This is a genomic window from Nonomuraea sp. NPDC049655, assembly GCF_044465465.1.
GTDB lineage: Bacteria > Actinomycetota > Actinomycetes > Streptosporangiales > Streptosporangiaceae > Nonomuraea.
Genome location: NZ_JBITLS010000005.1, coordinates 497492 through 520821 on the forward strand (window position 1 = coordinate 497492; position 23330 = coordinate 520821).

Here is a 23330-nt window from a genome sequence, read left to right on the forward strand (position 1 = left end):
CCGCCCGTCCACGAGGAGCCCAGACCATGAGCACCGACACCCTGCTGGTACGCATCACCGACTACGCCAGCCGCCCCGACCCCTACCCCCTGTACGCGGAACTCCGCGAGGCCGGTCCCGTGGTGCGTCAGGCCGACGGCAGCTACCTGGTCGGCACCTACCACGAGATCAACGCCCTGCTCCACGACCCGCGGATCAGTGTCGATCCCCGCAGCCGCCGGGCTCCGGACCCCGATCTGTCCACCGGGCAGCAGCTCCCGTTCCTGCGGCTCGACGACCCCGAGCACCACAGGCTGCGCACCCTGGCCATGCGACCGTTCGGCCCCCCGCACAGCCCCGGCCGCATCGACGCCATGCGCGGTCAGATCACCGAGGTCACCGAGGACCTGATCGAGACGCTGGGCGACCGCACCCGGATCGACATCGTCGACGACTTCGCCTACCCGCTGCCCGTCGCGGTCATCTGCCGGCTGCTCGGCGTCCCGCGCGAGGACGAGCCGCGGTTCCGGGAGTGGTCCGACGCGATCGTCGCCTCCGCCGACGTCGGCACCGGGGACGACACCACCGAGCGGGATCGAGCCGGTCGGCAGGCCAGGGCCGACATGGGCCGGTACCTGGTGGACCTCGCCGAGCAGCGACGCGGCGATCCGGGTGACGACATGCTGTCCGCCTTCGTCAACGAGCCGGACCCGGCCATGCGGCTCACCCGCGAGGAACTGGCGGAGACCGCCGTCCTGCTGCTCATCGCCGGGCACGAGACCACGGTCAATCTGATCACCAACGGGGTGCTCACCCTGCTGCGTCACCCCGACCAGCTCGACCGGCTGCGCGACGACCCCGGACTGCTGCCCGGGGCGGTGGAGGAACTGCTGCGCTACGAGCCGCCGGTGCACATGCGCGAGCGCGTCCCGCTCGCCGACATCGACCTCGCCGGGTTCACCCTGCCCGAAGGCGCGCCGCTGGTGCTCGTACTCGCCTCCGGCAACCGCGACCCGAAACGGTTCCACGAGCCCGACCGGTTCGATCCCACCCGCCCGGACAACCAGCACCTCGGCTTCGGCGGCGGCATCCACCTGTGTTACGGCGGTCCGCTGGCCCGGCTCGAAGCCCAGATCGCCCTTGGCGCGCTGATCCCCAGCCTCGGCACCGCGACCCTGATCCAGGACCCGCCGCCCTACCGGCACAACGCCATGCTCCGCGGCCCCCGCCACCTCCCGATCGAGCTGCAAGAACCCGCCTGACATCGGTGCGAGAGCCATGCGGCCGAGGCGCGAAGCAGTGGCTGGGCGTTTGCAGGGCCGCTTGCTACCTGCCGCTGTTGTCTTGCACGTCTTCGAAGACGAGGCAAGGTTTGGCACCATGTGCCGGTGCTTCGGCGAGTGGGACGGGTTCAGGGAAGCGTTCGAGCGAAACGGCCGGTCTTGGAGGACGGTCAGCACGCCATTGGCGACGAGACGGCGAACCTGGGACAGCGCGCACAGTGCCTCCTCAGGTGTGGCAGTGCCGAACCAGCGGTTCAGCCAGAAGCCACGGACCGCAGCGCCGGCCCACTCGCTGGGGCTAACCCCTCCTTTCGCGTACAACAGGTAGCGTGTAGCTGGCCGGGTTGCCGCCGGGCGCCGCGCGGTGTTTGGATCAGGATTATGGCCCTCGACGAGCTGCGCGACCTTCTCATCCGCCATGCTCGACCCGATCTCAGCACTCCCATTGCGGACGTCCTGATCTTCAAGGCCGAGCGCCCCCAGCCTCCGACGCCGACGACCTACGGCAAGGTCATGGCGCTCGTCGCGCAGGGCACGAAACAGTTCGCGCTGGGCGACCGCCTGTACGAGTACCGGGAGGGGCAGTATCTCGTCGCCTCGGTCGATCTGCCGGTGACCGCCCATTTCGCGAAGGCCAGTTCTGAACTCCCTGGCCTCGGCGTCGGGCTGACCCTGCGTCCGGCGGCCATCGCGGAGGTGTTGCTGCAGGCGGCTGCGGGCGATCTGCCGGAGCTCGGCGACGACGCCCCGCCCGGCCTGGCGGTCAGCACCGCCTCCGCCGAGCTCCTCGACGCCGTCGTCCGCCTGCTGCGCCTGCTCGACCGGCCGGGCGACATCGCCGTCCTCGCGCCGCTCGTCAAGCGGGAGATCCTCTGGCGGCTGATCACCGGCGAGCAGGGCCCGACCGTGCGCCAGTTCGGGCTTCCCGACAGCAGCCTCAGTCACGTCGCCCGTGCGGTGCAGTGGATCCGCGACCACTACGCGCAGCCCTTCTCCGTCGAGGACGTGGCCAGGCTGGCGGGGATGAGCGTCTCGGCCTTCCACCGCAACTTCCAGGCCGCCACCGCGATGAGCCCGATCCAGTTCCAGAAGCAGATCCGCCTTCAGCAGGCGCGGCTCCAGCTCGCCGCGGCCCCGGGCGACGTGGCCGGGGTCAGCCGTCGTGTCGGCTACTCCAGCCCGTCGCAGTTCAGCCGCGAGTACCGTCGCCAGTTCGGCGCGCCGCCGAGCCAGGACGCCGGGCGCCTCACTCCAGCACGCGATCGAGACGGATCGGCAGGGATCTCTGCCTGATCCCGGTGGCGTGCCAGACGGCGTTCGCGATCGCGGCGGCCGTGCCGACGTTGCCGATCTCGCCGGCGCCCTTGACGCCCAGGGGGATGCCGGGCTCGTGGTCGGGTACGAAGTCGGCTTGGATGTCGGGCACGTCGGCGTGCGCGGCGATGTGGTAGCCGGCGAAGTCCGCGTTGACGTGCCGGCCGGAGACCGGATCGCGCAGGCCCTCCTCGTGCAGCGCCATGGAGAGCCCGCCGATCATCCCTCCGACGACCTGGCTGCGCGCCATCAGCGGGTTGACCACGCGGCCCACGGCGAACATCCCGAGCAGCCGGCGTACGCGCACCTCGCCCGTCATCGGATCGACGGTCACCTCGGCGAACACGGCGCTGAAGGAATGCCGTTCCTGTGCCGGTAACCCGCCGAGCGACCCCGTGGTGTCGGCTGTGACCGTACCGCGGCATCCCTGGGCGCGCAGCTTCTCCGCGGCCTCCGTGATCGCCCATCCCCATGACGTCGTCCCCCGGGAACCGCCCGCGCCCCACGCGGGACCGAGGCCGCTGTCGGAGATCTGGAGCCGGACCCGCTCGGTGCCGACCGCGAGTGCGTCGGCTGCGATGGCGGTCAGCGCGGTGCGGGCGCCGGTGCCGAGGTCGGTGGCGCCGATGGCCACGGTGAAGGTTCCGTCCGGCTCGGCGGTGATCGTGGCCGAGGAGGGGAAGGCTCCGGCGCTGAAGGAGGTGGCGGCCAGTCCGGTGCCGACCAGCAGAGGACCCTCCCGCCGCGTCCGCGGCCGGTGGTCGCGCGTGCCCCAGCCGAACCTGCGGGCGCCTTCACGCAGGCACGCGACCAGGTTGCGGCTGCTGAACGGCAGCCCGGACACGGGACCGGCCTCCGGCTCGTTGCGCAGCCGCAGTTCGAGCGGATCCATGCCCAGTCGCTCGGCCAGCTCGTCCATGGCGGATTCGAGGGCGAAGGAGCCGGGCGCGGCGCCCGGCCCCCGCATGGAGTACGGCGGCAGGATGTCGAGCGGGACCGCGCTGAGCCGGGTTCGGATCGCGCGCGCCGCGTAGAGCGTCTTGGTGAGCTCGGTGCAGCCCTCCAGGTACTCCACCAGCGGCGAGATCTCGAACGCCGCCTCGTGGTGGATGGCCCGCAGCCGGCCGTCCGCGTCGGCGCCGATCCGGATCCGCTGGTCGGTCGCGGGCCGCATCGCGGTCGCCAGGAACACCTGGGGACGGGTGAGCGTGACCCGTACGGGCCGGCCGAACAGGCGTGCGGCCATCGCGGCCAGGATCAGCTGCGGGCCGCAGAGTCCCTTGGAGCCGAAGCCGCCGCCGACGTGCTCGGTGCGGACGCGTACCAAATCCGGGCTCAAGGAGAACAGCGTGGCCAGGGTGCGGGCCACGGAGAACGGTCCCTGGTTGGAGTCGATCGCCTCCAGGTGCTCTCCCTCCCACCACGCGGTCGCCGAGTGCGGCTCCATCGCGCTGCAGTGTTCCTCGGGGGTGCGGTAGCGCTCCTCGACCACCACCTGCGACGCGGCGAGCTCCGCCGCCACGTCGCCGACGTCCACGGGCTCGTCGAAGATCGTCACCGCCGGGCGGCTCGCCGGGTGGTCGGCGGAGAAGACCGTGTCGTGCGGCTCCTCGTCGTAGGTCACCGGCAGCGCCTCGGCCGCCGCCCGGGCCTGCTCAAGCGTCTCGGCCACGACGAGCGCGACGGGCCGGCCGGCGAAGGGGATCACCTCGTCCTGCAACAGCTGCAGCTGGCCGTCCGGACCGAAGAAGCCGCCCGCCGCAGGGTCGAGCCGAGGTGCGTTCCGGTGGTCGATCACACCCAGCACGCCGGGCAGGCCCTGGACGGCGGAGACGCCGACGTCCCTGACGCGGCCCCGCGACACGGTGGCCAGGACGACCACGCCGAAGGCCAGGCCCGGCACCGGCACGTCGGCGGCGTAGCGGGCGGCGCCGGTGACCTTGGCACGGCCCTCGACTCGCGGCTGCGCGACCCCTACGGCGTTCGTCATGGCAGGAGCTCCTCAAGGACGGTCTCGATGAGGTTGCCGGCCAGCCTCACCTTGTAGCCGTTGCCGGGCAGCGGTTCGGCGGCGGCCAGTTCGGCGTCGGCGGCTGCCCGGAACGCCTCGGCCGTCAGGGGGCCGTCCAGCAGGAGGGACTCGGCGGTCCTGGCGCGCCACGGCCGGGAGGCGATTCCGCCGAGAGCGATCCGCACCGCGCCGTCGTTCAGGTCCAGCGCCGCCGCGACGGAGACGGTGGCGAAGGCGTAGGACGCGCGCTCGCGGACCTTCCGGTAGCGCGAGCGCGGCGACACCGCGCTGCCGGGCAGGACCACCGCCGTGACCAGCGCTCCCGGCGGCAGCGCCGTCTCGCGGTCCGGCGTGTCCCCGACCGGCGGGTAGAACTCCGCCAACGGGAGCTCCCCGGGGCCGTCGAGCGTCTCGTAACGCACGACCGCGTCGAACGCCAGCATCGCGACCGCCATGTCGGAGGCGTGAGTGGCCACGCAGCTCGGCGTCCAGCCGAGGATGGCGTGGTTGTGGTGCTCCCCGGCGATCGCGGGACAGCCGGTGCCGGGGACCCGCTTGTTGCACACCTGCGCGGCGAAGTAGGCGCATCGGGTCCGCTGCAGCAGGTTGCCGCCCACCGTGGCCATGTTGCGAAGCTGGCCGGACGCTCCCGCCAGCACCGCCTGGCTCAGCGCCGGATAGCGCCGCTGTACCTCGGGGTGGGCGGCGAGGTCGCTGTTGGTCGTCGTGGCGCCGACGACCAGCCCGCCGTCCGGCGCCTCGGCGACGCCGGCGAGCGGCAGCCGCCGTACGTCGACCAGCCTCGTGGGAGCCTCCACCCCCGCCTTCATCAGATCGACGAGATTGGTGCCCCCACCCAGGTACCGGGCGCCGCCGCCGGCCGCGATCAACGCGTCACGGACGTCCGCCGCGCGCTCGTAGGCGAACTCCCTCATCCCGCGATCTCCTTCTCGGCAGCCGTCTCCAGCACGGCCCGGACGATGGACGGGTAAGCGCCGCAGCGGCACAGGTTGCCGCTCATCCGCTCCCGCACCTCCGCCGCGTCCAGCACCGGCGCAGGGCCGTCCGGGGACACGTCGGCGGTGACTGCGCTGGGCCAGCCCGCCGCGTGCTCGGCCAGCATCCCGACAGCCGAGCAGAGCTGCCCGGACGTGCAATATCCACACTGGAAGCCGTCGAGCTCGACGAACGCCCGCTGAAGTGGCAGCAGTTCGCCGTCATCGGCCAGTCCCTCGACGGTCGTGACCTCGGCGCCCTCGGCGGCCACCGCCAACGTCAGGCAGGAGACCAGCCGCCGACCGTCGAGGAGCACGGTGCACGCGCCGCACTGGCCCTGGTCGCAGCCCTTCTTGGGACCGGTGTGGCCGAGGTCCTCGCGCAACGCGTCCAGCAATGTCGTGCGGTTGTCGACGTCCAGCCGGTGCGGCACGCCGTTGACCTGGAGTGAGATCACACTGCGGTGCTGGTCTGTCATCGCCCTTCCTCTCTCGGGGCTACGTAATCAGTTCTGCGGCGGGCGGACGATCCACAAGACTGGCGCGTCCTTGCCCATTCCTGCTTGCACCGCGGGCACTCTCGACGGCGATCAGAGCAGCCAGGACGGCCACCACACCGACCAGCCCGGCCGGCGACGGGAGGACCGAAGTGGCCGGGGTGGCGGCAAGGACGGCGCAGGCCGCGGCCGGTCGACGGCGGCCGAGCGTGTGATGCATCCGGAGCCTGAACAGCAGATGTCCGACGAGGTAGAGCGCGACACCGCCATGGAGCGCGAGCGTGGAGAACACGTCCAAGGGCTCACCCTCACCGGTGTGCGCCACCACCCCCTCGATGCCCAGGGCAGTGAGCAGGACGCCGGCGATGATGGGGAAGTGCCCATAGGTGTAGGCCTCGACGGCCAGGACCACCTGCTCCTTGTCACGTACGCGGCCGAGTCTGCGCGCTGCCGCGCCCGCCACCACGTCGAAGTACAGCCACCACAAGCACACCGCGACGGCGATGCCGAGGACGGCCGCGAGCAGCAGCGCCGCGTTGACGGGCCGTCCCGCGGCCCCGGCACCGACGGCGACGACCGACTCGCCGATGGCCAGGATCAGGAACAACCCGTGCCGCTCGGTCAGGTGCGCCGGGCTGCGCAGCCGCCAGTGGCCGTTCCTGGCCGTGAGATAGATGCCGACCCAGTCCACCACCAGGGCGATCGTGAACAACAGCACCTGCGTCCGGTTGCCCAGCAGCGTCCCGGACACCAGGAGCGCCGCGCCGGCCGTCATGGGCAGCCAGGTGATCGCGATCTGACGGCGCAGCCCGGTGTCACCGTCCGCGGCCACGGCGAAGACCACGAGATGCACCCAGCGCACCACCAGGTACGCGCCCACCAGCACGAAGGCGCCCGGCCCGCCGTCCCACGCCTCCGGGACGGTCAGGCCGACCACGAACATCGCCGCCATCGCGACGACCATCCCGCCCCGCAGCAGACCGCCGTCCGCCCGGGAATGGTTGCCCAGCCAGGTGTAGCCGGACCAGGTGCCCCACAGCAGCGCCAGCATCAGCAGCCCCCGGAACACGCCGTCGGCGTCACGCTCGCGGGCCATGGAGCCGGTGAGCTGCGTGATCGCGAAGACGTAGACGAGGTCGAAGAACAACTCGAAGGGCGTCGCCCGGTGGTCCTCGCCCACCGGCGAAGTCTTCTGCCGCATCTAATCGAGGGCCAGGGCCGGGACACGGGGCCGGCGGCAGAAGTAGACGAACGCGGGCGGCACGTTGGCCCACACCGTCCGGCTGACCACGACCTCGTCGAACAGGCCGCCCAGGGACCGTCGTAACCGCCGGGCCGGCGGCGTCCATCGTGTGTGCGCGTACGCGAACGTGGTGAACGCGCCGTGGGGGGCGAGGGCGCCGGTGAGGGCGTCGAGCAGGTCGTGCTGGCGGTCAGCGGTGAACGCCGCCCAGGGCAGTCCGCTCACGATGACGTCCGCGCGGTGGTGGCCGCGCGCCGCGAGCACCTCGCCCAGGTCCCGGGCGTCGGCCACGGCGACGTCGATCCGCGGATACCGGGTGGCGAGACGCCGCGCGAACCGCTCGTTGACCTCGACGGCCAGGTGACGGCCACGGCCGCCGAGCCGGCGCTGGATCGCCGCGGTGAACGCGCCTGTGCCCGGACCGACCTCGACGACCAGCGGGTCACCGTCACGTGGGACAGGCGAGGTTATCAGGTCGGCCAGCGGCTCGCCGCTCGGCGCGACCGCGCCGACGGTGAAGGGGGCGCGCGCGAACTCGTGCAGGAACGCGGCGCGGTCGTGGGCGCTCACCGGACGGCTCCGGAAGACGTGCCCAGCACCCGGGCGAGCCAGTCGTTCCTGGTACGCCGGGCCGCGATCGAGACCCGAGCCCCGGGGCACAGCGCGTCGAAGCCGTGAAAGCCGCCCGCCCAGACGTGCAGCTCCGCCTGGCCGCCCGCGGCCCAGATCCGGGTGGCGAACGCGACGTCCTCGTCGCGGAACACCTCCGCCGTCCCTGCGTCGACGTAGGTGGTCGGCAGGCCGGACAGGTCGTCGGCGATCGCGGGCGACAGGTAGCCGGACACCTCGCCGCCGCCGATGAGCGACCGCCAGCCGAAGGCGTTCATGTCGCGGGTCCAGACCCCGGGCGCGCCGGAGTACTGGCGGCTGGCGGTGGTGTCGTTGCGATGATCGAGCATGGGACAGATCAGCACCTGCCCGGCGATCGGCGGCCCGCCCCGGTCACGGGCCATCAGGGTGAGCCCGGCGGCCAGGCCACCGCCGGCGCTGACTCCCGCGACGATGATCCGGCTCGGGTCGATGCCCAGCTCGCCGGCGTGCTCGGCGACCCAGAGCAGGCCCTGGTAGCAGTCCTCGACCGGGATCGTGCCGGTGGCCTCCGGCGCCAGCCGATACTCCACGGAGACGACGGCGGCACCGAACAGGTCGAGCCAGTCCAGGGGGATGTCGATCTGCGAGAAGCGGTCTCCCATGACCATGCCACCGCCGTGGACCCAGTAGACGCACGGGGCCGGCGCGTCACTGGTCCGGGCCGAGGTGAAGATCGACATCGGGACCGGGGCGGTGATCTCGCGGTGGCCGGCGGCGCGGCCCCGGAGGAGCGCGTCGACCGGCGTGGACGGTAGCCTGCGCAGCTCGGCGAGCACCTCCGCGTCGAGCTCGGGCATGGGAGGCAGGCCGGCGAGGAACGCGCGTAATTCGGGGTCGAGGCCGGGACGGGGCATGGTGGTCTCCTCGTTCACAGGACGGCCTTGCCGCCGACGGGGATCTCGTCGGCGTACCGCGCCTCGGCGGCCAGCAGCGGCTGGAGGGCCGCGGCGAACGCCTGGGCCTGCCTGGTCGCGAAGAACCGGGCGTGGGCCTCCCGGCTGACCCAGCCCTCGGTGACGTAAACGGTGTCCGGATCGCCGGCCGAACGGCCGACCAGGAAGACGACGCAGTCCTCGTTCGGCAGGGACGGCGCGTCGAGCAGGGCCGCGACCAGGTCGTCGCCCCTGCCCGGCTGCGCGGTCATGGCGGCGTGGAAGCCGTGGCTGATGGTCATGGGATCACTCCTCACGGGTGGTGCCTGTCGCAGCCAACTGTGGGCGCCGCCCGGCCGCCGCCACATCAGTCATCCGACTCCCGCCTCGGACGCCCATCGCGGCCGATGACCTAACCGCCGATGCGGTTAGGTCATTTGACAGATGCGCGGCTCGGGCGCGTGCCCGACCATCGACACGTGACGAGTCCTCCAGAGCCGCCGGCCGTCCTGCGCATGCGGGAGGTCCGGGACCGGGCGCTGTTCGACCCGGACGACGGTGCGGTCACGCCGTCGAACCGGGCCGAGCTGAAAGCGGTCGCGCACCTGCTGAACGTGCTGCTGGCCAGCCTGGTGGTGTCCTCGTTGCAGTACGAGCAGCACGCCCTGCTCGTCCGCGGGCCGTCGCACCGGGCGGTCGCGGAGTTCCTGCACGGCTGCGCCGACCGTGACCGCGCCGGCGCGCGGCTGCTCGCGACCCGCATCGCCCAGCTCGGGTTCGCCGCCGACCACGACCCACGGCACCTCCCGGCGCGCTCGCGCATCATCTTCCAGACGTTCCAGGACGGCGATCAGACCGGCATCGTGACGCAGGACCTGGTGGGGGCGCGGATCCTCGTCCAGTCGTTGCAGGAGGCGGTGCGCTGGGTCGGGGCCGACGACCCCACCACCCGGCGCCTGCTGGAGCGGCTGCTGGAGGAGAAGGAGGCGCAGGCCGACGAGCTCAGCGCGGGCCTTCGGAATCCGGTGCGAGAGCATCCCTGAGCCCGGCGCGGGAGGTGACGCCGAGCTTGGGGAAGATGCGGTAGAGGTGCGCGCCCACCGTCCGGTGCGAGAGGTACAGCCGCTCGGCGATCTGTTTGTTGGTCAGGCCGCTCGCCGCCAGCTCGGCGATCTGCAACTCCTGCGCGGTCAGGGCGGCCGGGCCGCCTGCCGAGGTCTCGGCCGTCCGGTGTCCGGCGGCGTGCAGCTCGATCTGCGCACGCTCGACCCAGGGTCCGGCGGCCATCGCGGCGAAGCCGTCGCGGGCGATGAGCAGATGCCGGCGCGCCTGCGCCGCCGACCTGTCACGACGCAGCCTCTCGCCGAGGACGAGCCGGACGCGGGAGGCGTCCCACAGCCACCGTTCCGCCACGTGGCCCGACAGCAGCGACTCCAGCCGCGCCCTCGTCCCCTCGTCGTCGGACACGAGGAACTCCGCTGCCGCCTGGATCAGCGTCATCCGGGCCGACAACGCGGCCACGTCGGCGGCCTGCATCGCCTCGACGTGCGCCCTGGCTTCGACCATCCGCCCTGTCCGCACGGCCGCCTCGACGAGGTCGAGCATGACCCACGTGCAGTGAGGCACGTACGCGGCGAGGGCGCCGGGCGGGCTCATCGCGGCCGCGTGGTGGAAGGCCGCGCCGAAGTCTCCCTGTCCCAGCGCTGCCAGGGCACGCGGGTGCTGGGCGAACAGCGCCGCGGCTGCCACACCTCGGGGGAGCGCCCAATGGGTGATCTCGTCGGCGAGCGCGTACGCCTCCTCGTAGCGTCCCCGTCCGGCGGCGAGGATCGCCCTGTTGTACAGGAAGTACCACGCGAAGAAGGAGAAACCGCTGGTCTCACAGACCTGCTGACCCTCGCGGGCCAGCTCCTCGGCCTCGTCCCATCGGCCGACGAGGTAGTCGTCCAGGCACAGGTGCATCAGCGCGCCGAGGTGCCGTCGGGGCGCGCCGCCCTCCCGTCCCTGCCGGACCAGCCGCCAGGAGGGCTCGCGGCACTCGCCCAGCCGATCCAGGTAGACCGAGGCCGTGCCGATCCGCATGATGCGCGTTGGGTCGGTCTCGTCCGCGAGGGCGTCGAGGATGATCTGGCTGCTCGCCAGTGCCGACGCCCCCGTGCGGACCGGGTCGGGGAAGGTCCGGCTCGCCAGCGACAGGACGTCCGGCGGTCGTGGCTCCAGCCGGTCCAGCGCGCGGTAGAACGGCTCCCAGTACTCCGAGGCGCTCCCGTACCAGGACAGCAGCATCAACGTGTGCATGGCTTCGACGAGCGCGGGATCCTCGGCCCGGTAGCCGTGCTCCGCGGTCTCGATGGCGCCGACCAGGAGCCGGTGGGCGGTGGCGACGTCGCCGTCTCCGTTGAGCATCAGGAACGCGGCCGCGTTGGCCGCGTGCAGCGAGCCGGTGGAGTCCGGAGCCGCCCGCCGCGCGTCCGTCAGGAGCGTCTTCGCGTCGTCGATGGCCCCGCTCGCCTCCGCGCCGATGTACGCGGCCTCGGAGAGCCGGCGCCCCCGATCCGCGCTCGTCCCGCTCAGCTCGGCCGCCCGGATCAGCGCGGCGACCGCGGCGAACGCGTCACCGCGAAGCATGATGCGATGCGCCGAGTTCTCTAACAGCGCCGCCACCGTCTCGTCCGGGCCGGTGGCGGCCGCGGCGAGGTGCCACGCGCGACGTTCCTGGTCACCCGTCAGCGCACCGGCGAGGGCGACGTGCGCGGTACGGCGTTCCTCATGCGTGGACCCGGCCACGATCGCCGACCTGATCAGCGGGTGCCGGAACGCGATCCGCGCCGTGGCGTCGTCCACGCGTACGAACTGCGCCCGCTCGGCGGGGGCGAGGTCAGCCAGCCCGGCCTCGTCCGGCAGGGCGGCCCTGAGCACTCGGACGTCGCCGGTGCCCTCGAACGCGGCCAGCAGGAGCGTTCTCCGGGTCGGTTCGGGCAGGTCGGCGATCCGCGCGGCGAACATCGCCTGGAGCCGATCGCTGAGCGGGACCACCTCCGAGTGCGTCACCGCCGGATGCGTCGCGCCCAGCAGCGTCGAGGGTAACTCCGTCAGCGCCAGCGGATTGCCCTGTGCCAGGTCGAGCAGCCGTTTCCGGATCCGTACCGGCATGCCTGGGAAGTTGTCGTCGACCAATTGTCCCGCCGCCGCTCGATCCAGGGGCTGGACGACCATCTCGGTCAACCCGCGCGGCGCCGCGGAGCTCACCGCGCCCGTCCTGGCAGAGAACAGCAGCGCGGCGCCGACCCCCTGCAACCGGCGGGCGAGGAAGCCCAGCACGACGGCGCTGGCCCGGTCGATCCACTGGACGTCGTCCACGAGAAGGGCGAGCGGCGTCTCGGCGGCGACCCCCTTGACCAGCAGGAGGGCGGCGTTGCAGACGAGGAGCGCGTCGGTGGGCGCGCCGGCACCGAACCCCAGCGCCACCGACAACGCCTCCCGAAGCTCGGGCGGCAGGCGCCGGAGGTCGGCTTCGACCGGCAGGAACAGCTGGTTGAGGCAGGAGTAGCTGACGTCGGCCTCGAACTCCGACCCGGACGCCCGCAGCACGCGCATGCCCGTCGTGACGGCCAGTTCGGCCGCGGCGGCCAGGAGAGCGGACTTGCCGATACCGGGGTCACCCCACAGCAGCCGCGCGTCGCCATGGCGCCGGGCCGCGTCGAGAAAGGCGGATAGCTCTTCGAGCTCGGCACGGCGGCCGAAGAGTGCGTTGCTGGCCACGGATACCTCGCGCGTCTGTCAGTGCCTCACCGGCTCAGGACGAAGGCTGCTGCGATCATAGCCGTCACTTGATCATCATCGAGGGCCTGCGTCCGCCTCTCTCCTGAGGAAGGCGTGATCGGACAAGGAATCGCGAGCATCGGGCAAGTCCGCGCCGCCTCACGGCCCGTCGATGGACGTGTCGGGACCATGGCCGGTACCGGACAGGTCGGCCGGACCTATGGGCAGGTGCTCCGGCAGGCACCACGGTGGACGGTGAGTCGCGCGAGAGACACCTACGACCGCAACCGCCTGACGGCCTCGGTCGCCAAGGGGCAGACCTCGACCTACACCTACGCCCCTACGGCCGGCTGCGCACCATCCAGGGCAGGGCGGCGGCAAGACCTGGGGCCGGAACGCAGCATCACCAGCCGCATCATCTACGAGCGCGACTTCATCGACCGGCTGGGTGCGCTGCGGCTGATCGAGGAGATGGCCGGCGCGGGCCGGCTGGCGAGGGTGCTGCCCAGCCTGCCGATGAAGCTCTACCTGGTCGACGACCGGTTCGCGCTGTTGATGCTGCACTACGAGTCGCCCGACTCCGCGGCGCTCCTGGTGCACCCCTCCGGGCTGCTGGAGGCGCTGAGCAGGCTGTTCGAGGGGACCTGGGAGCGGGCGCTGCCGATGCGGCTGACCGGTTCGCGCGAGGCGCCGCAGGACGACGAACGGCTGATCGCCCTCCTGCTGACCGGCCTGACCGACGAGGCCGTCGCCCGCCAGCTCGGCATCGGCTACCGCACCGCCCAGCGGCGCATCGACGAGCTCATGGCCAGGCTCGGCGCCCACACCCGCTTCCAGGCCGGCGTACAGGCCGCCCGATCCCATGCCCGCAGCACCCCGGAGGACCCGCACGGCGCGTACGGGCGGCCCGGACTCATGAGCCTTCCTGGCCGGGAACCGCAGGTGAGCCGGTTCCGTTCGCACGGCGGCGAAGGCGTAATCCGGTGAGGGCGGTGGCGAGGGTCAGCGCGCCGGCCGCCACCAGCACCCGCCCGTCGGGCCCGTCTCGCCGCCGGTGTCCGCGCCGCCCGTCGGCATCGCGGCGGGCGTCCTGGTGGGGGACTCGGCGGGGATCTCCGGCTCCGGGGGCGTGCTCGCGGTGTCCGTGGTGCCAGGGCTGGGAGTGGTCTCCGTGTCGTCGCCCGTGCCGGTGACAGTCAGGAGGTACGACGTCAGCGCCCCCTTGTCCCGTGGGTCGCACTCGATCGGGGGTTGTGGCGGCGCTGGTGCTGGTCTGGAGGCGGTCTATGAGATGGGAGGGATGGCTTGCACTGACAAGATCACATCTGAGGAAGGTCGGTGGGCCTGAGCTGGCCTGACCCGGGGTGGGGCCACGGCCTTCTAGGTCAGGAGCGGTGCCATCTGCCATCGCTGGCTCTACATGAGCATGTGGTCAGCGTCTGTGTTTGCGGGTGTTGGGTCATTGCCGCCACAGCATCAGAGGATGAAGGCTGGGACCAGTTTGGGACCACACGCCATGTCGTTCGCGGGACAACATGCAGGTCGGCGAATGTGGAGCTCAGTGCAGGAGTGCGCTTGACGTGCGGGAACACCCACTCCCACGTTCTGGGGGTCAAGGGGTCGCAGGTTCAAATCCTGTCGTACCGACGGTCGCGAAAGGCCGATCGACTTGGGCGTATGCCCAGGTCAATCGGCCTTTTCTCATTCCGCGATCTTGAGAGTGATCTCCTAGGCAACTCGCAGCTGGGGACCACTTGGGGACCACGTCGCCGCCATGTGCGCGCTGAGCGCATTCCCGGCCTCGGCGATGGCGCCGAGGTCTGGTGGAGGTAGCGCTGTGTAGTCGTCAGAGAGTCGTGGCCGGCGATCTTGCGGAGGACGTGGAGGGGAACCCCGGCGTCGGCCATCCACGTCAGTCCGGTGTGGCGGAGATCGTGACGGCGAAGATGTTCGCAGCCGAGCTGGGTGACGACCTCGTCCCAGTGCGTCGCGTCGCGCAGGACCGCGGTGCTGATGCGACCTGTACCGCTTCAAAAGTCGTCGCAGGGTGCTTGACCGGCAGGTCGGGCTGATGCGGCGGTGTGGGCAAGATTGGCTCTTATGTCTGTCCGTCTCCTGTATCTGATCATGATCCGGGTGTTCGGCTGGCTGGCGCTGCGGGGCCGGAGCGAGGCGGCCGAGGACGTCGAGATCATGGTGCTGCGGCATGAGGTGGCGACAGTGCGAAGGCAAGTCACCCGGACGAAGCGGGACTGGGCCGATCGAGCGCTCCTATCCGCGCTGACACGCCTCCTGCCGCCCGGGCTGCGGGCTCACTGGTGCGCCTGACGCGGGAGAATCCGGCCTGGGGGTATCGGCGGGTGCACGGTGAACTCATCGGGATCGGCTACCAGGTCAGCGAAGCGACCGTACGCCGGATCGTTCGCAGCCGGCGGGTCGGCCCGGCTCCGCGAAGCACCGGCACCTCGTGGAGGACCTTTCTGCGGGCTCAGGCGCATGGTTTGCCGGCCGTCGACTTCTTCCCATGTCGACACGGTCTCCTTGATGCGCCCGTACGTGCTGTTCGTGATGGAAGTCGCCACCCGGCGCGTGCACATCCTGGGTGTGACCGCCCACCCGACCGGAGCCTGGACGGTTCAGCAGGCCCGCAACCTGCTCATGGACCTCGCGGACCGGGTCAGATCCTTTCGCTTCCTCATCCGCGACCGAGACGCCAAGTTCACCGGTGCCTTCGACGCGGTCTTCGCCGGCGCGGGCGTGAGGGTGCTGAAGATCCCGTCGCGCACACCGCGGGCGAACTGCTACGCCGAGCGGTGGGTACGCACCGTACGGGCCGAGTGCACCGATCGCATGCTGATCTACAGCGAACGGCATCTGCACTCGGTGCTCGGTGCTCGGTGCTTGGTGAGTACGTCGATCACTACAACGGGCATCGGCCGCACCCGTCCCGCGCGCAGCGGCCACCCGATCACGACGAGCAGACCGCCGTCCCGCTGGAAGGCCGGATCGAACGCCGGAGGGTGCTCGGCGCACTGATCGACGAGTACCACCGAGCCGCGTAGCTGCCCCGGAGAACACCCAGTTCAGGCCCTACGTGAGGAGTTTTGAAGCGGTACAGCATGGCCATGGGCCTTTCCCCTTCGAGCAATGGGCGAGGAGTCGAATCGATTCGGCGAATCGATTCGAAGGGGACGATAAGCGCCCGCCTCGGCGAGGGTCAAGAGCCGGAAACGTCCCGGACATCGTGCCGACAGCGGATCGTCACGTCGGCCTCCGGCTCAAGGTACGCCGGGTGCGCGCGGACGGCCGGTGACGTTCGTGCCGCCGCGAGAGCGGGACGGTCAGGCGCGCGACGGCGCAGGGCCGGTGCTGCCCCGCAACGAGATCGGCGGAGCGACCAGCACGTGGCTGGGGGCGACGGTGGGATCGGCGATGCTCTGGATGAGCAGTTCCATCGCGCGGGCGCCCATCTCGTCGGCCGGGACGTCGGCGGCGGTGAGCGGCGGGTGCAGGCTCTCGGCCCAGTGCGGGGCAGCGACGCCGACGATGGAGAAATGCCCCGGAACCGTCAGGCCCCGCTGGTTCAGCGCCCGGTACATGCCGGGAACGGCGGCCTCGTTGATGGTGGCGATGGCCGTCAGGCCGGGCTGGGCCGCCAGAAGCCGTTCGACGCATCCCTGCCCGGCCTGGGCGTCGTCGGCGCAGCAGACCTGCACGCCTTCGAGACCGCGCGCGGCCACGGCGCGGGCGAACCCGGCCTGGGCGCGATGGCCGGGGCCGTACCCGGCCGCGACGAGCTCGGCGTTGCGGTTGACCAGGGCGATCTTCCTATGGCCGAGGTCGGCCAGGTGGTCGACGCATTTGGCGATCAGTGACTCGTAGTCGATGTCCACCCAGGACATCTCGTCCGGATGGCCGGTGCGGCCGATGCCGACGAAGGGCAGGCTGCTTTGGCGCAGGCGGGTGACCCGGTCGTCCTCAAGGCGGATCTCCATGAGGATGACGCCGTCCACCCGCCGGCCGGTGACGACGCGCTCGAACGAGCGGTCGTGCTCGCCGCCGGACGGCGACAGCAGGACGTCGAGGTCGGCGCGGGCGGCGGCGTCGACCACGCTGGCCACGAAGCCGAGCTGCATGTCGGTCAGGCGGCGGCTGGCGGGCGGGATGGCCAGCCCGATGGTGCGGGTCCGGCCCTCCTTCAGGGCGCGGGCTGCGGCGTTGGGCCGGTAGCCGAGCTCGTCGATGACCGCCTGGATGCGCCGTTTGGTCTCCGGCGAGACCGGACGCTTGCCGGTGAGCGCGTAGGAGACGGTGCTGCGCGACACACCGGCTCTCTGGGCGATCTCCCCGATGTTCACCCGCGCTCCTTCGGTCCCCATGATGACGACCATCGTAGGTCGAATGGGTTCATGGGAGGGCCGGGCGGACGATATCCGAACGTCGGTATGTAGTCGCCTGGCGATCCGGGAAACAGCTCCGACAAGAGCGCCGCACGCCCATTGACTCCCCGGACAGGGCAGCCCTATCTTCAGTCGAATCGATTCGCCGAATCGGTTCGACCCAACGGGGAAGGTCGCGGCACCCCCTCAGCGGAGGTAGATCAATGAGTTCAGCGGCAGGGAGCCGACGTGTCGTCGGCGTGGGCCTGGTGGTCCTGGCCGCCGCGGGCAACATGGCGGCCTGCTCGTCGTCCAGCAGCGGCGGCGACAGCAGTGGTGGTGGCGGCAGCACGAGCAGCGCGAATCAGGCCGCGGGAGGCGGGACCTACACGATCTGGGACCCCTATCCGCAGTACGACGGCAGTTCCCCGTGGGTGAGGCTGCTGGAGACCTGCGGCACCCAGGCGGCCGTGAAGGTTGTGCGCACCGGCCATGACACCAGCGACCTGACCAACAAGGCCCTGCTGGCCGCGCAACAGGGCAACTCGCCCGACGTGCTGATCGTCGACAACCCGGTGGTCTCGACGCTGGCCGAGGCCGGCGTGCTAACCACGACCGAGGAGAACAAGCTCGACGTCTCCTCCGTCGCGCCGAACCTGCTGGCCGCGGGGCAGAGCGGCGGCAAGACCTATGGCATCCCGATCGGGGCCAACACGCTCGCCCTGTACTACAACAAGGACGTCCTGAACAAGGCGGGCGTGGACATCGCCGCGGTGAAGGACTGGACGTCTCTCACCGCGGCCCTGGAGAAGGTGAAGGCGGCCGGGAAGAAGGGCATCACGTTCTCGGCGATCGGCACGGAAGAAGGCAGCTTCCAGTTCCTGCCCTGGTTCTGGGGGTCCGGCGCGAACCTCACCAAGCTCGACTCGCCCGAGAGCGTCTCGGCCGTGACGTTGTGGAGCGACTGGCTGAAGAAGGGCTACGCCCCCAACTCCGTCATCAACAACACCCAGACCACCAGCTGGCAGGAGTTCGCCGGCGGCGACTACGCCTTCGCCGAGAACGGCACCTGGCAGCTGGCCAACGCCGATAAAGCCGGCTTCGCGTACGGCATCATCCCGGTCCCCGCCAAGGACGGCGGCACCGCGCCCGCCCCGACCGGCGGCGAGTTCGTCAGCGTGCCGGTGCAGTCCGACACCGGCCGCTACCCGACCTCCCAGAAGCTGGTCACCTGCCTGACCAGCGGCGACAACTCGCTCACCACGACCACCACCCTGTCCTACATCGCCCCAACCGAGCAGGTGCAGGCCAGGCAGGTCGAGCAGAATTCGCAGCTGAAGGTGTGGGTGGAGGCGGTCAAGGCCGCCAAGGGCCGCACCAGCGACGACCTGGGCACCAAGTACCCGAAGATCTCCGAGCCGATGTGGGGCGCGGTGCAGGCGGCGCTGAGCGGGTCGAAGTCGCCGCAGGAGGCGATGACCGCGGCCCAGTCCGCGGCCACGAGCGCGATCCAGTAGCCGCATGAGCCACGTGACGCAGACATCGGCGGCCCCGAGGGGGCACCTCGCGGCGCGCGGCCGGTCGGGTCAGTGGGCGGCGTGGGCGTTCCTCGCCCCCGTCGTCCTCTACCTGCTGGTCTTCTACGCCTACCCGCTCTACCGCAACGGCGAGCTGAGCCTGCGGAACTACACCGTGCGCTCCTTCGTGCAGGGCGACGCGCCCTTCACCGGGCTCGCAAACTACGCCAAGGTGTTCGCCGACGCGACCTTCGGGCCGGCGCTGTGGCACACGGTGGTCTTCACCCTGGTGTCGCTGGTCTTCCAGTTCACCGTCGGGCTGGCGCTGGCGCTGTTCTTCAGCAAGAGCTTCCGGCTGTCGGCCACGCTACGGGCGCTGTTCCTGGTGCCGTGGCTGTTGCCGCTGATCGTGTCCGCCTCGACCTGGTCGTGGCTGCTCAACAGCGACTCGGGCCTGGTCAACGCCGCGCTGGGCTGGTTCGGGATCGGACCGGTGAACTGGTTGACCTCGCCGGACTGGGCGCTGTGGTCGGTGATCGTCGCCAACGTCTGGATCGGCATCCCGTTCAACCTGGTGGTGCTCTACTCCGGGCTGCAGGCGATCCCTGCGGCCGTGTACGAGGCCGCCGCGCTGGACGGGGCGAACGCCTGGCAGCGGTTCTGGAGCGTGACGTTCCCGCTGCTGCGGCCGGTGTCGGCGATCACCGTCCTGCTCGGGCTGGTCTACACGCTGAAGGTGTTCGACATCATCTGGATCATGACCAAGGGCGGCCCGAGCGGGGCGTCCACCACGTTCGCCACCTGGTCCTACCGGCTGGGCTTCGGCAACCTGGTGCCCTCCTTCGGGCCCGGCGCCGCCGTGGGGAACCTGCTGATCGTGACGGCCTTCGTCTTCGGCTTGGTCTACATCCGCGTGCAGCGACGGCAGGCCCTGGCATGAGGCACGTCAAGACCGTGATCGGGCTGGTGCTGACGGCCGTGATGTTGTTCCCGGTCTACTGGATGATCAACGTGTCGTTCACCCGCGACATCGCGATGCGCAAGAGCCCGCCGGACCTGTTCCCGCTCCACGGCACCCTGGACGGCTACCGCGCCGTGCTCGACCAGCAGTTTCCCTACCTCGGCACCAGTCTGGTCGTCGGGCTGGGCACGGTGACGCTGACCCTGCTGCTGGCCGCGCCCGCCGCGTACTCGCTGGCCAAGCTGCGCCCGCGCGGCGGCGGCGCGCTGAGCTTCGTGCTGCTGATCGCGCAGATGATCCCCGGGATCATCATGGCGATGGGCTTCTACGCCATCTTCCTGTCCACCGGCGTGCTCAACACCGTCCCCGGGCTGATCGTGGCCGACTCCACCCTCGCCGTGCCGTTCGCCGTGCTGATCCTCACCACGTTCATGTCGGGTATCCCCGAGGAACTGCTCCAGGCGGCCCGCGTGGACGGCGCCGGAGTGCTCCGCGCCTTCGTCTCGATCGTGCTGCCGGTCTCCCGCAACTCGATCATCACCGTGTCGTTGTTCGCGTTCCTGTGGGCCTGGTCGGACTTCGTCTTCGCCTCCACCCTCGACCAGGGTGGCGACCACCAGCCGATCACCCTCGGCATCTACCACTACATCGGCAACAACAACCAGGAATGGAACGCTCTCATGGCCACCGCCGTGGTCGCCTCCGTCCCGGCGACCATCCTGCTCGTCATCGCCCAGCGCTACGTCGCCGCGGGCGTCACCGCAGGCGCCGTCAAAGATTGAGAAGGGACCCTCACTTCATGACCGTCGCCGTTCCCGGCCCGGTGTTCTCCCTGCGGGAAATCCCGTTCAGCCACCGCGGATCCTGGTTCTGCTTCTCGCCCGTGGTGGCCGAGAAGACCTACGCCCAGGACGTGCACCTGGTCTCCCACCAGACCGGCATGCACCCCGTCCTGCGGCTGGTCCCCGCCGTGGACGCCGCCGTCACGGCCGCCCCGCACCAGCTCACCTGGAGCGCCGGCGACGGGCTGATCCGCCTGGCCTACGAGGGCGCCGACACCGTACGCGTCCAGGGCCGCGGGCTCGGGCTGCGGGTGCTGGCCGCCGATCCGGTTCTGACGCCGTTCAGCGGGCCGTACTTCTACCAGGATCCCGTTGACGGCTCGTACGTCTTCACCGTCTACCAGACCGGCCGCCGCTATCGGATCACCGTGCTGGCCGGGGACGCCGAGCCGCTCGGCGCGCAGGCCCTCGGCACCGCGGAACGCGGCCTGGCCCTGGACGGCGAGTGGGAGATCGCCGTCGAGGAGTACGAGACCGCCCGCGCCCCCTACTCCTGCGCCGGCGGCACCTTCGACCAGGTGGCCAAGGCCGCCCGCGCCGAGTTCGACACCTTCGCCGACGCGGTCGCGCCCTGGCGCGGCGACGGCACGCCCGCCGCCGAACTGGCCGCCTACGTGTTGTGGTCGGCCACCGTCCGGCCCGCCGGGTTCGTCACCAGGCCCGCTGTGCTGATGTCGAAGCACTGGATGGACAAGGTGTGGAGCTGGGACCACTGCTTCAACGCCATCGCCCTGGCGGGCGGCCTGCCCGAGCTGGCCTGGGACCAGTTCCGGCTGCCCTTCGACCACCAGGATGACGCCGGCGCGCTGCCCGACTCCGTCACCCATTCGGAGATCCTCTACAACTTCGTCAAGCCGCCCGTGCACGGCTGGGCCCTGCGCCGCCTGCCTCCGGCGCCCGACGTCTACCCGCTGCTGGAACGCTGGACCACGTTCTGGCTGACGGCCCGCCGCGCCCCCGGACGCGAGCTGCCGCACTACCAGCACGGCAACGACAGCGGCTGGGACAACGCCACCACCTTCGACCCCGAGCGCGTCGTCGAGACCGCAGACCTGGCCGCCTTCCTCGTGCTCCAGATGCGCGAACTGGCCCGCCTGGCCCCCGACCCCGGCAGGGCGGCGCACTGGTCCGGCGCCGCAGACCGCATGCGGGACGCGCTGCTGGCCGAGCTCTGGACGGGGGAGCGGTTCGTCACCCGTGGCGCCCGTAGCGGACGCACCTGGTCCACCTCCAGCCTGCTCGACCTCATGCCCATCGTGCTCGGCGACGAGCTGCCCGAACCGGTGCACACGGCGCTGGCCGCCCGCATCGAGTCACACCTCACCGCGTACGGACCGGCCACCGAACACCCCGACTCCGAGCACTACCAGGACGACGGCTACTGGCGCGGGCCCATCTGGGCCCCGTCGACCGTGCTCGTCGAGGACGGCCTGCGCCGGGCCGGCCACACCGCCCTGGCCGACGAGATCAGCGCCCGTTTCCGCAGGCTGTGCGAGCAGTCGGGGTTCGCGGAGAACTTCGACGCGCGCACCGGCGAAGGACTGCGCGACCGCGCCTACACCTGGACGGCCGCCGCCTACCTCATCCTCGCGGGCGCCCATGAGCAGCGCGAGCAGCGCGGGCAGCGCGGGCAGCGGCCTGACCCGGCCTTGGGACCCTCCTGATCTCGTGACATCGATTCGAGCCAGGCTCGCCGTCCCGTCGGCGCGGGGACCGGGTGAACATCGCGGAGATCGCCATGCGGGCGGGCGTGTCGCGGAGCACCGTCTAAGCCGCCTGGCTGCCGCCTTGTTCAGGACGGCGGGCCGCCTTGGCGCACAACGCTGCTCCCGCGTACGCGTGTGGGCCTCCGCTGCTCCGCCGCCGAGCGCGAGATCACAGGCTCACGAATCGCTTTCGGGAATGTCGTGCCGGGTAGGTGCCGGCCCGGTGCTGGCCCGCGGAGTCAGATGGGGCGCCACATCCTCGAAATGCTCGGTTCGCTCTCCGGCGATCACTGCCATGAGGGTGCGCGCGGCGTTCATGCCGTAGGCCGGAATGTCCCGGCTCAGTGCGGTGAGCGCCGGCCGGACCACCTGGGAGAGCGGCGAGTCGTCCCAGGCCACGATGGACAGCTCGCCCGGAACGTTCATGTCGAGCTCCTGCGCGACGGACAGGCCGGCCACTGCCATGATGTCGTTGTCGAAGACGATGGCGGTGGGTCGGCGCGGTGAGGTGATGAGCCGGCGGGTGGCGCGTGCGCCCTGCTCCCCGGAGTAGTCGGTGTGCTCGATCGTCCACTCCTCGACCCTGGCCGCCTGGCAGACGGCAGCGAAGGCGTGGTCACGTATCGCGGTGTGGGCCAGCTTGGGCAGGCCGGCGACCCGCGCGACGTGGCGATGTCCTAGGGCGGCCAGGTACTGCACGGTCTCCCGGATGGCGGCGCCGTCGTCGGACCACACCGCGGGGAGGGAGCCCGACACGGACGGGTGGCCGATGGTGACCGCGGGCATGTGCAGCGATTGGACCACGGGGATGCGCGGGTCATCGGCATGGAGGTCCACCAGGATCGCTCCGTCGATGCGGCCCTCGCCCCACCAGCGGCGGTACAACTCGATCTCCTCGGTGTGGTCCCTGGCAACCTGCAACATCAGGGCGTAGGAGTGCATCGACAACGCATCCTCGATGCCGCTGATGAGCTCCATGAAGAAGGGCTCCATGCCGAGGGTGCGCGCGGGCCGGCGAAGGGCCAGGCCGATCGTGCGGGCCTTGGCCCCGTTCAGGGCGCGGGCCGCGCTGTTGGGCCGCCAGCCGATCTCGGTGGCGATGGCCAGGATGCGCGCACGGGTGGCCTCCGACACACCCGGCTGGCCGTTCAGGGCGTAGGAGACCGCCACCTTCGACACTCCGGCGCGCTGCGCGATGTCCGCGATGGTTGGACGCTTCACCGAGGCTCCTTAATTAGTTAAGTAAACCAAGCTGAATTTAGCACGTCGTAATCCCTGGGAAATCCGGCGTTGACAAGGTTGCCATGCCACTCCTACA

21 protein-coding genes and 1 tRNA gene are annotated in these 23330 nt (G+C 71.0%); 11 read left to right on the plus strand and 11 right to left on the minus strand.

Features of this window, described 5'->3' with window-relative positions; genetic code table 11:
• Window positions 1–26 precede the first annotated feature (26 nt).
• Complete coding sequence (locus ACIBQ6_RS19370) at window positions 27–1241, plus strand: cytochrome P450 (RefSeq protein ID WP_397213325.1); 1215 nt, start codon at window positions 27–29, stop codon at window positions 1239–1241.
• A gap of 402 nt (window positions 1242–1643) precedes the next feature.
• A complete protein-coding gene (locus ACIBQ6_RS19375) occupies window positions 1644–2555 on the plus strand; it encodes an AraC family transcriptional regulator N-terminal domain-containing protein (protein WP_397213327.1) in 912 nt (303 codons plus the stop codon).
• On the opposite strand, the gene ACIBQ6_RS19380 is transcribed toward ACIBQ6_RS19375, so the two are convergent.
• The 7 genes from ACIBQ6_RS19380 to ACIBQ6_RS19410 are packed head-to-tail and all read right to left on the minus strand — an operon-like array spanning window position 2509 to window position 9147.
• Window positions 2509–4566 (minus strand): xanthine dehydrogenase family protein molybdopterin-binding subunit, encoded by a 2058-nt coding sequence (locus ACIBQ6_RS19380; protein ID WP_397213329.1) that lies wholly within the window; start codon window positions 4564–4566, stop codon window positions 2509–2511. The two genes, ACIBQ6_RS19375 and ACIBQ6_RS19380, sit on opposite strands and share 47 nt — an antisense overlap.
• The gene (locus ACIBQ6_RS19385; protein WP_397213331.1) at window positions 4563–5522 is read right to left on the minus strand and encodes an FAD binding domain-containing protein; all 960 of its coding nucleotides are present in this window, start codon (window positions 5520–5522) and stop codon (window positions 4563–4565) included. The genes ACIBQ6_RS19380 and ACIBQ6_RS19385 overlap by 4 nt, the downstream gene beginning before the upstream one ends.
• Complete coding sequence (locus ACIBQ6_RS19390) at window positions 5519–6061, minus strand: (2Fe-2S)-binding protein (protein ID WP_397213333.1); 543 nt, start codon at window positions 6059–6061, stop codon at window positions 5519–5521. The genes ACIBQ6_RS19385 and ACIBQ6_RS19390 overlap by 4 nt, the downstream gene beginning before the upstream one ends.
• A gap of 19 nt (window positions 6062–6080) precedes the next feature.
• Window positions 6081–7280 (minus strand): low temperature requirement protein A, encoded by a 1200-nt coding sequence (locus ACIBQ6_RS19395; protein ID WP_397213335.1) that lies wholly within the window; start codon window positions 7278–7280, stop codon window positions 6081–6083.
• Window positions 7281–7892, minus strand: a complete 612-nt coding sequence (locus ACIBQ6_RS19400) for a class I SAM-dependent methyltransferase (protein WP_397213337.1) — start codon at window positions 7890–7892, stop codon at window positions 7281–7283.
• Entirely contained in the window at window positions 7889–8827 is a 939-nt protein-coding gene (locus ACIBQ6_RS19405; protein ID WP_397213339.1) for an alpha/beta hydrolase, read from the minus strand. The genes ACIBQ6_RS19400 and ACIBQ6_RS19405 overlap by 4 nt, the downstream gene beginning before the upstream one ends.
• Window positions 8828–8841: 14 nt before the next feature.
• On the minus strand, window positions 8842–9147 hold the full coding sequence (locus ACIBQ6_RS19410; RefSeq protein ID WP_364344055.1) for an antibiotic biosynthesis monooxygenase: 306 nt from the start codon (window positions 9145–9147) through the stop codon (window positions 8842–8844).
• A gap of 177 nt (window positions 9148–9324) precedes the next feature.
• On the opposite strand from ACIBQ6_RS19410, the gene ACIBQ6_RS19415 reads away from it, so the two are divergent.
• Entirely contained in the window at window positions 9325–9888 is a 564-nt protein-coding gene (locus ACIBQ6_RS19415; protein ID WP_397213341.1) for a ferritin-like domain-containing protein, read from the plus strand.
• On the opposite strand, the gene ACIBQ6_RS19420 is transcribed toward ACIBQ6_RS19415, so the two are convergent.
• Window positions 9848–12607 (minus strand): helix-turn-helix transcriptional regulator, encoded by a 2760-nt coding sequence (locus ACIBQ6_RS19420; protein WP_397213343.1) that lies wholly within the window; start codon window positions 12605–12607, stop codon window positions 9848–9850. The two genes, ACIBQ6_RS19415 and ACIBQ6_RS19420, sit on opposite strands and share 41 nt — an antisense overlap.
• A gap of 255 nt (window positions 12608–12862) precedes the next feature.
• Here ACIBQ6_RS19420 and ACIBQ6_RS19425 point away from each other — a divergent pair, with 255 nt between their 5' ends.
• Complete coding sequence (locus ACIBQ6_RS19425) at window positions 12863–13594, plus strand: hypothetical protein (RefSeq protein WP_397213345.1); 732 nt, start codon at window positions 12863–12865, stop codon at window positions 13592–13594.
• A 565-nt stretch (window positions 13595–14159) separates the two neighbouring features.
• Window positions 14160–14254: transfer RNA gene (locus ACIBQ6_RS19430), tRNA-OTHER, on the plus strand.
• Here the strand turns inward: ACIBQ6_RS19430 and ACIBQ6_RS19435 are convergent.
• On the minus strand, window positions 14236–14622 hold the full coding sequence (locus tag ACIBQ6_RS19435; protein WP_397213464.1) for a tyrosine-type recombinase/integrase: 387 nt from the start codon (window positions 14620–14622) through the stop codon (window positions 14236–14238). The genes ACIBQ6_RS19430 and ACIBQ6_RS19435 overlap by 19 nt on opposite strands.
• 85 nt (window positions 14623–14707) lie before the next feature.
• Here ACIBQ6_RS19435 and ACIBQ6_RS19440 point away from each other — a divergent pair, with 85 nt between their 5' ends.
• Both ACIBQ6_RS19440 and ACIBQ6_RS19445 read left to right on the plus strand, forming a co-directional pair.
• Window positions 14708–14935, plus strand: a complete 228-nt coding sequence (locus ACIBQ6_RS19440; protein ID WP_397213347.1) for a hypothetical protein — start codon at window positions 14708–14710, stop codon at window positions 14933–14935.
• 216 nt (window positions 14936–15151) lie between these two features.
• Window positions 15152–15643, plus strand: coding sequence for a hypothetical protein (locus tag ACIBQ6_RS19445; protein ID WP_397213349.1), 492 nt, complete (start codon window positions 15152–15154; stop codon window positions 15641–15643).
• Window positions 15644–15948: 305 nt separating this feature from the next.
• On the opposite strand, the gene ACIBQ6_RS19450 is transcribed toward ACIBQ6_RS19445, so the two are convergent.
• Window positions 15949–16986 (minus strand): LacI family DNA-binding transcriptional regulator, encoded by a 1038-nt coding sequence (locus ACIBQ6_RS19450; protein WP_397213351.1) that lies wholly within the window; start codon window positions 16984–16986, stop codon window positions 15949–15951.
• A gap of 224 nt (window positions 16987–17210) precedes the next feature.
• On the opposite strand from ACIBQ6_RS19450, the gene ACIBQ6_RS19455 reads away from it, so the two are divergent.
• Genes ACIBQ6_RS19455 through ACIBQ6_RS19470 form a run of 4 tightly spaced genes read left to right on the plus strand, consistent with a single transcriptional unit; the run spans window position 17211 to window position 21970 of the window.
• Entirely contained in the window at window positions 17211–18503 is a 1293-nt protein-coding gene (locus ACIBQ6_RS19455) for an extracellular solute-binding protein (protein WP_397213353.1), read from the plus strand.
• 4 nt (window positions 18504–18507) lie between these two features.
• Window positions 18508–19443 carry a carbohydrate ABC transporter permease gene (locus ACIBQ6_RS19460; protein ID WP_397213355.1) on the plus strand — a complete coding sequence of 312 codons (936 nt, stop codon included), beginning with the start codon at window positions 18508–18510 and terminating at the stop codon, window positions 19441–19443.
• Entirely contained in the window at window positions 19440–20246 is an 807-nt protein-coding gene (locus tag ACIBQ6_RS19465; protein WP_397213357.1) for a carbohydrate ABC transporter permease, read from the plus strand. Before ACIBQ6_RS19460 ends, ACIBQ6_RS19465 begins: the two co-directional genes overlap by 4 nt.
• A gap of 17 nt (window positions 20247–20263) precedes the next feature.
• Window positions 20264–21970: an amylo-alpha-1,6-glucosidase gene (locus ACIBQ6_RS19470; RefSeq protein ID WP_397213359.1), complete on the plus strand. Its 1707-nt coding sequence runs from the start codon at window positions 20264–20266 to the stop codon at window positions 21968–21970.
• A gap of 219 nt (window positions 21971–22189) precedes the next feature.
• On the opposite strand, the gene ACIBQ6_RS19475 is transcribed toward ACIBQ6_RS19470, so the two are convergent.
• Window positions 22190–23233, minus strand: coding sequence for a LacI family DNA-binding transcriptional regulator (locus tag ACIBQ6_RS19475; protein WP_397213361.1), 1044 nt, complete (start codon window positions 23231–23233; stop codon window positions 22190–22192).
• Window positions 23234–23330 lie beyond the last annotated feature (97 nt).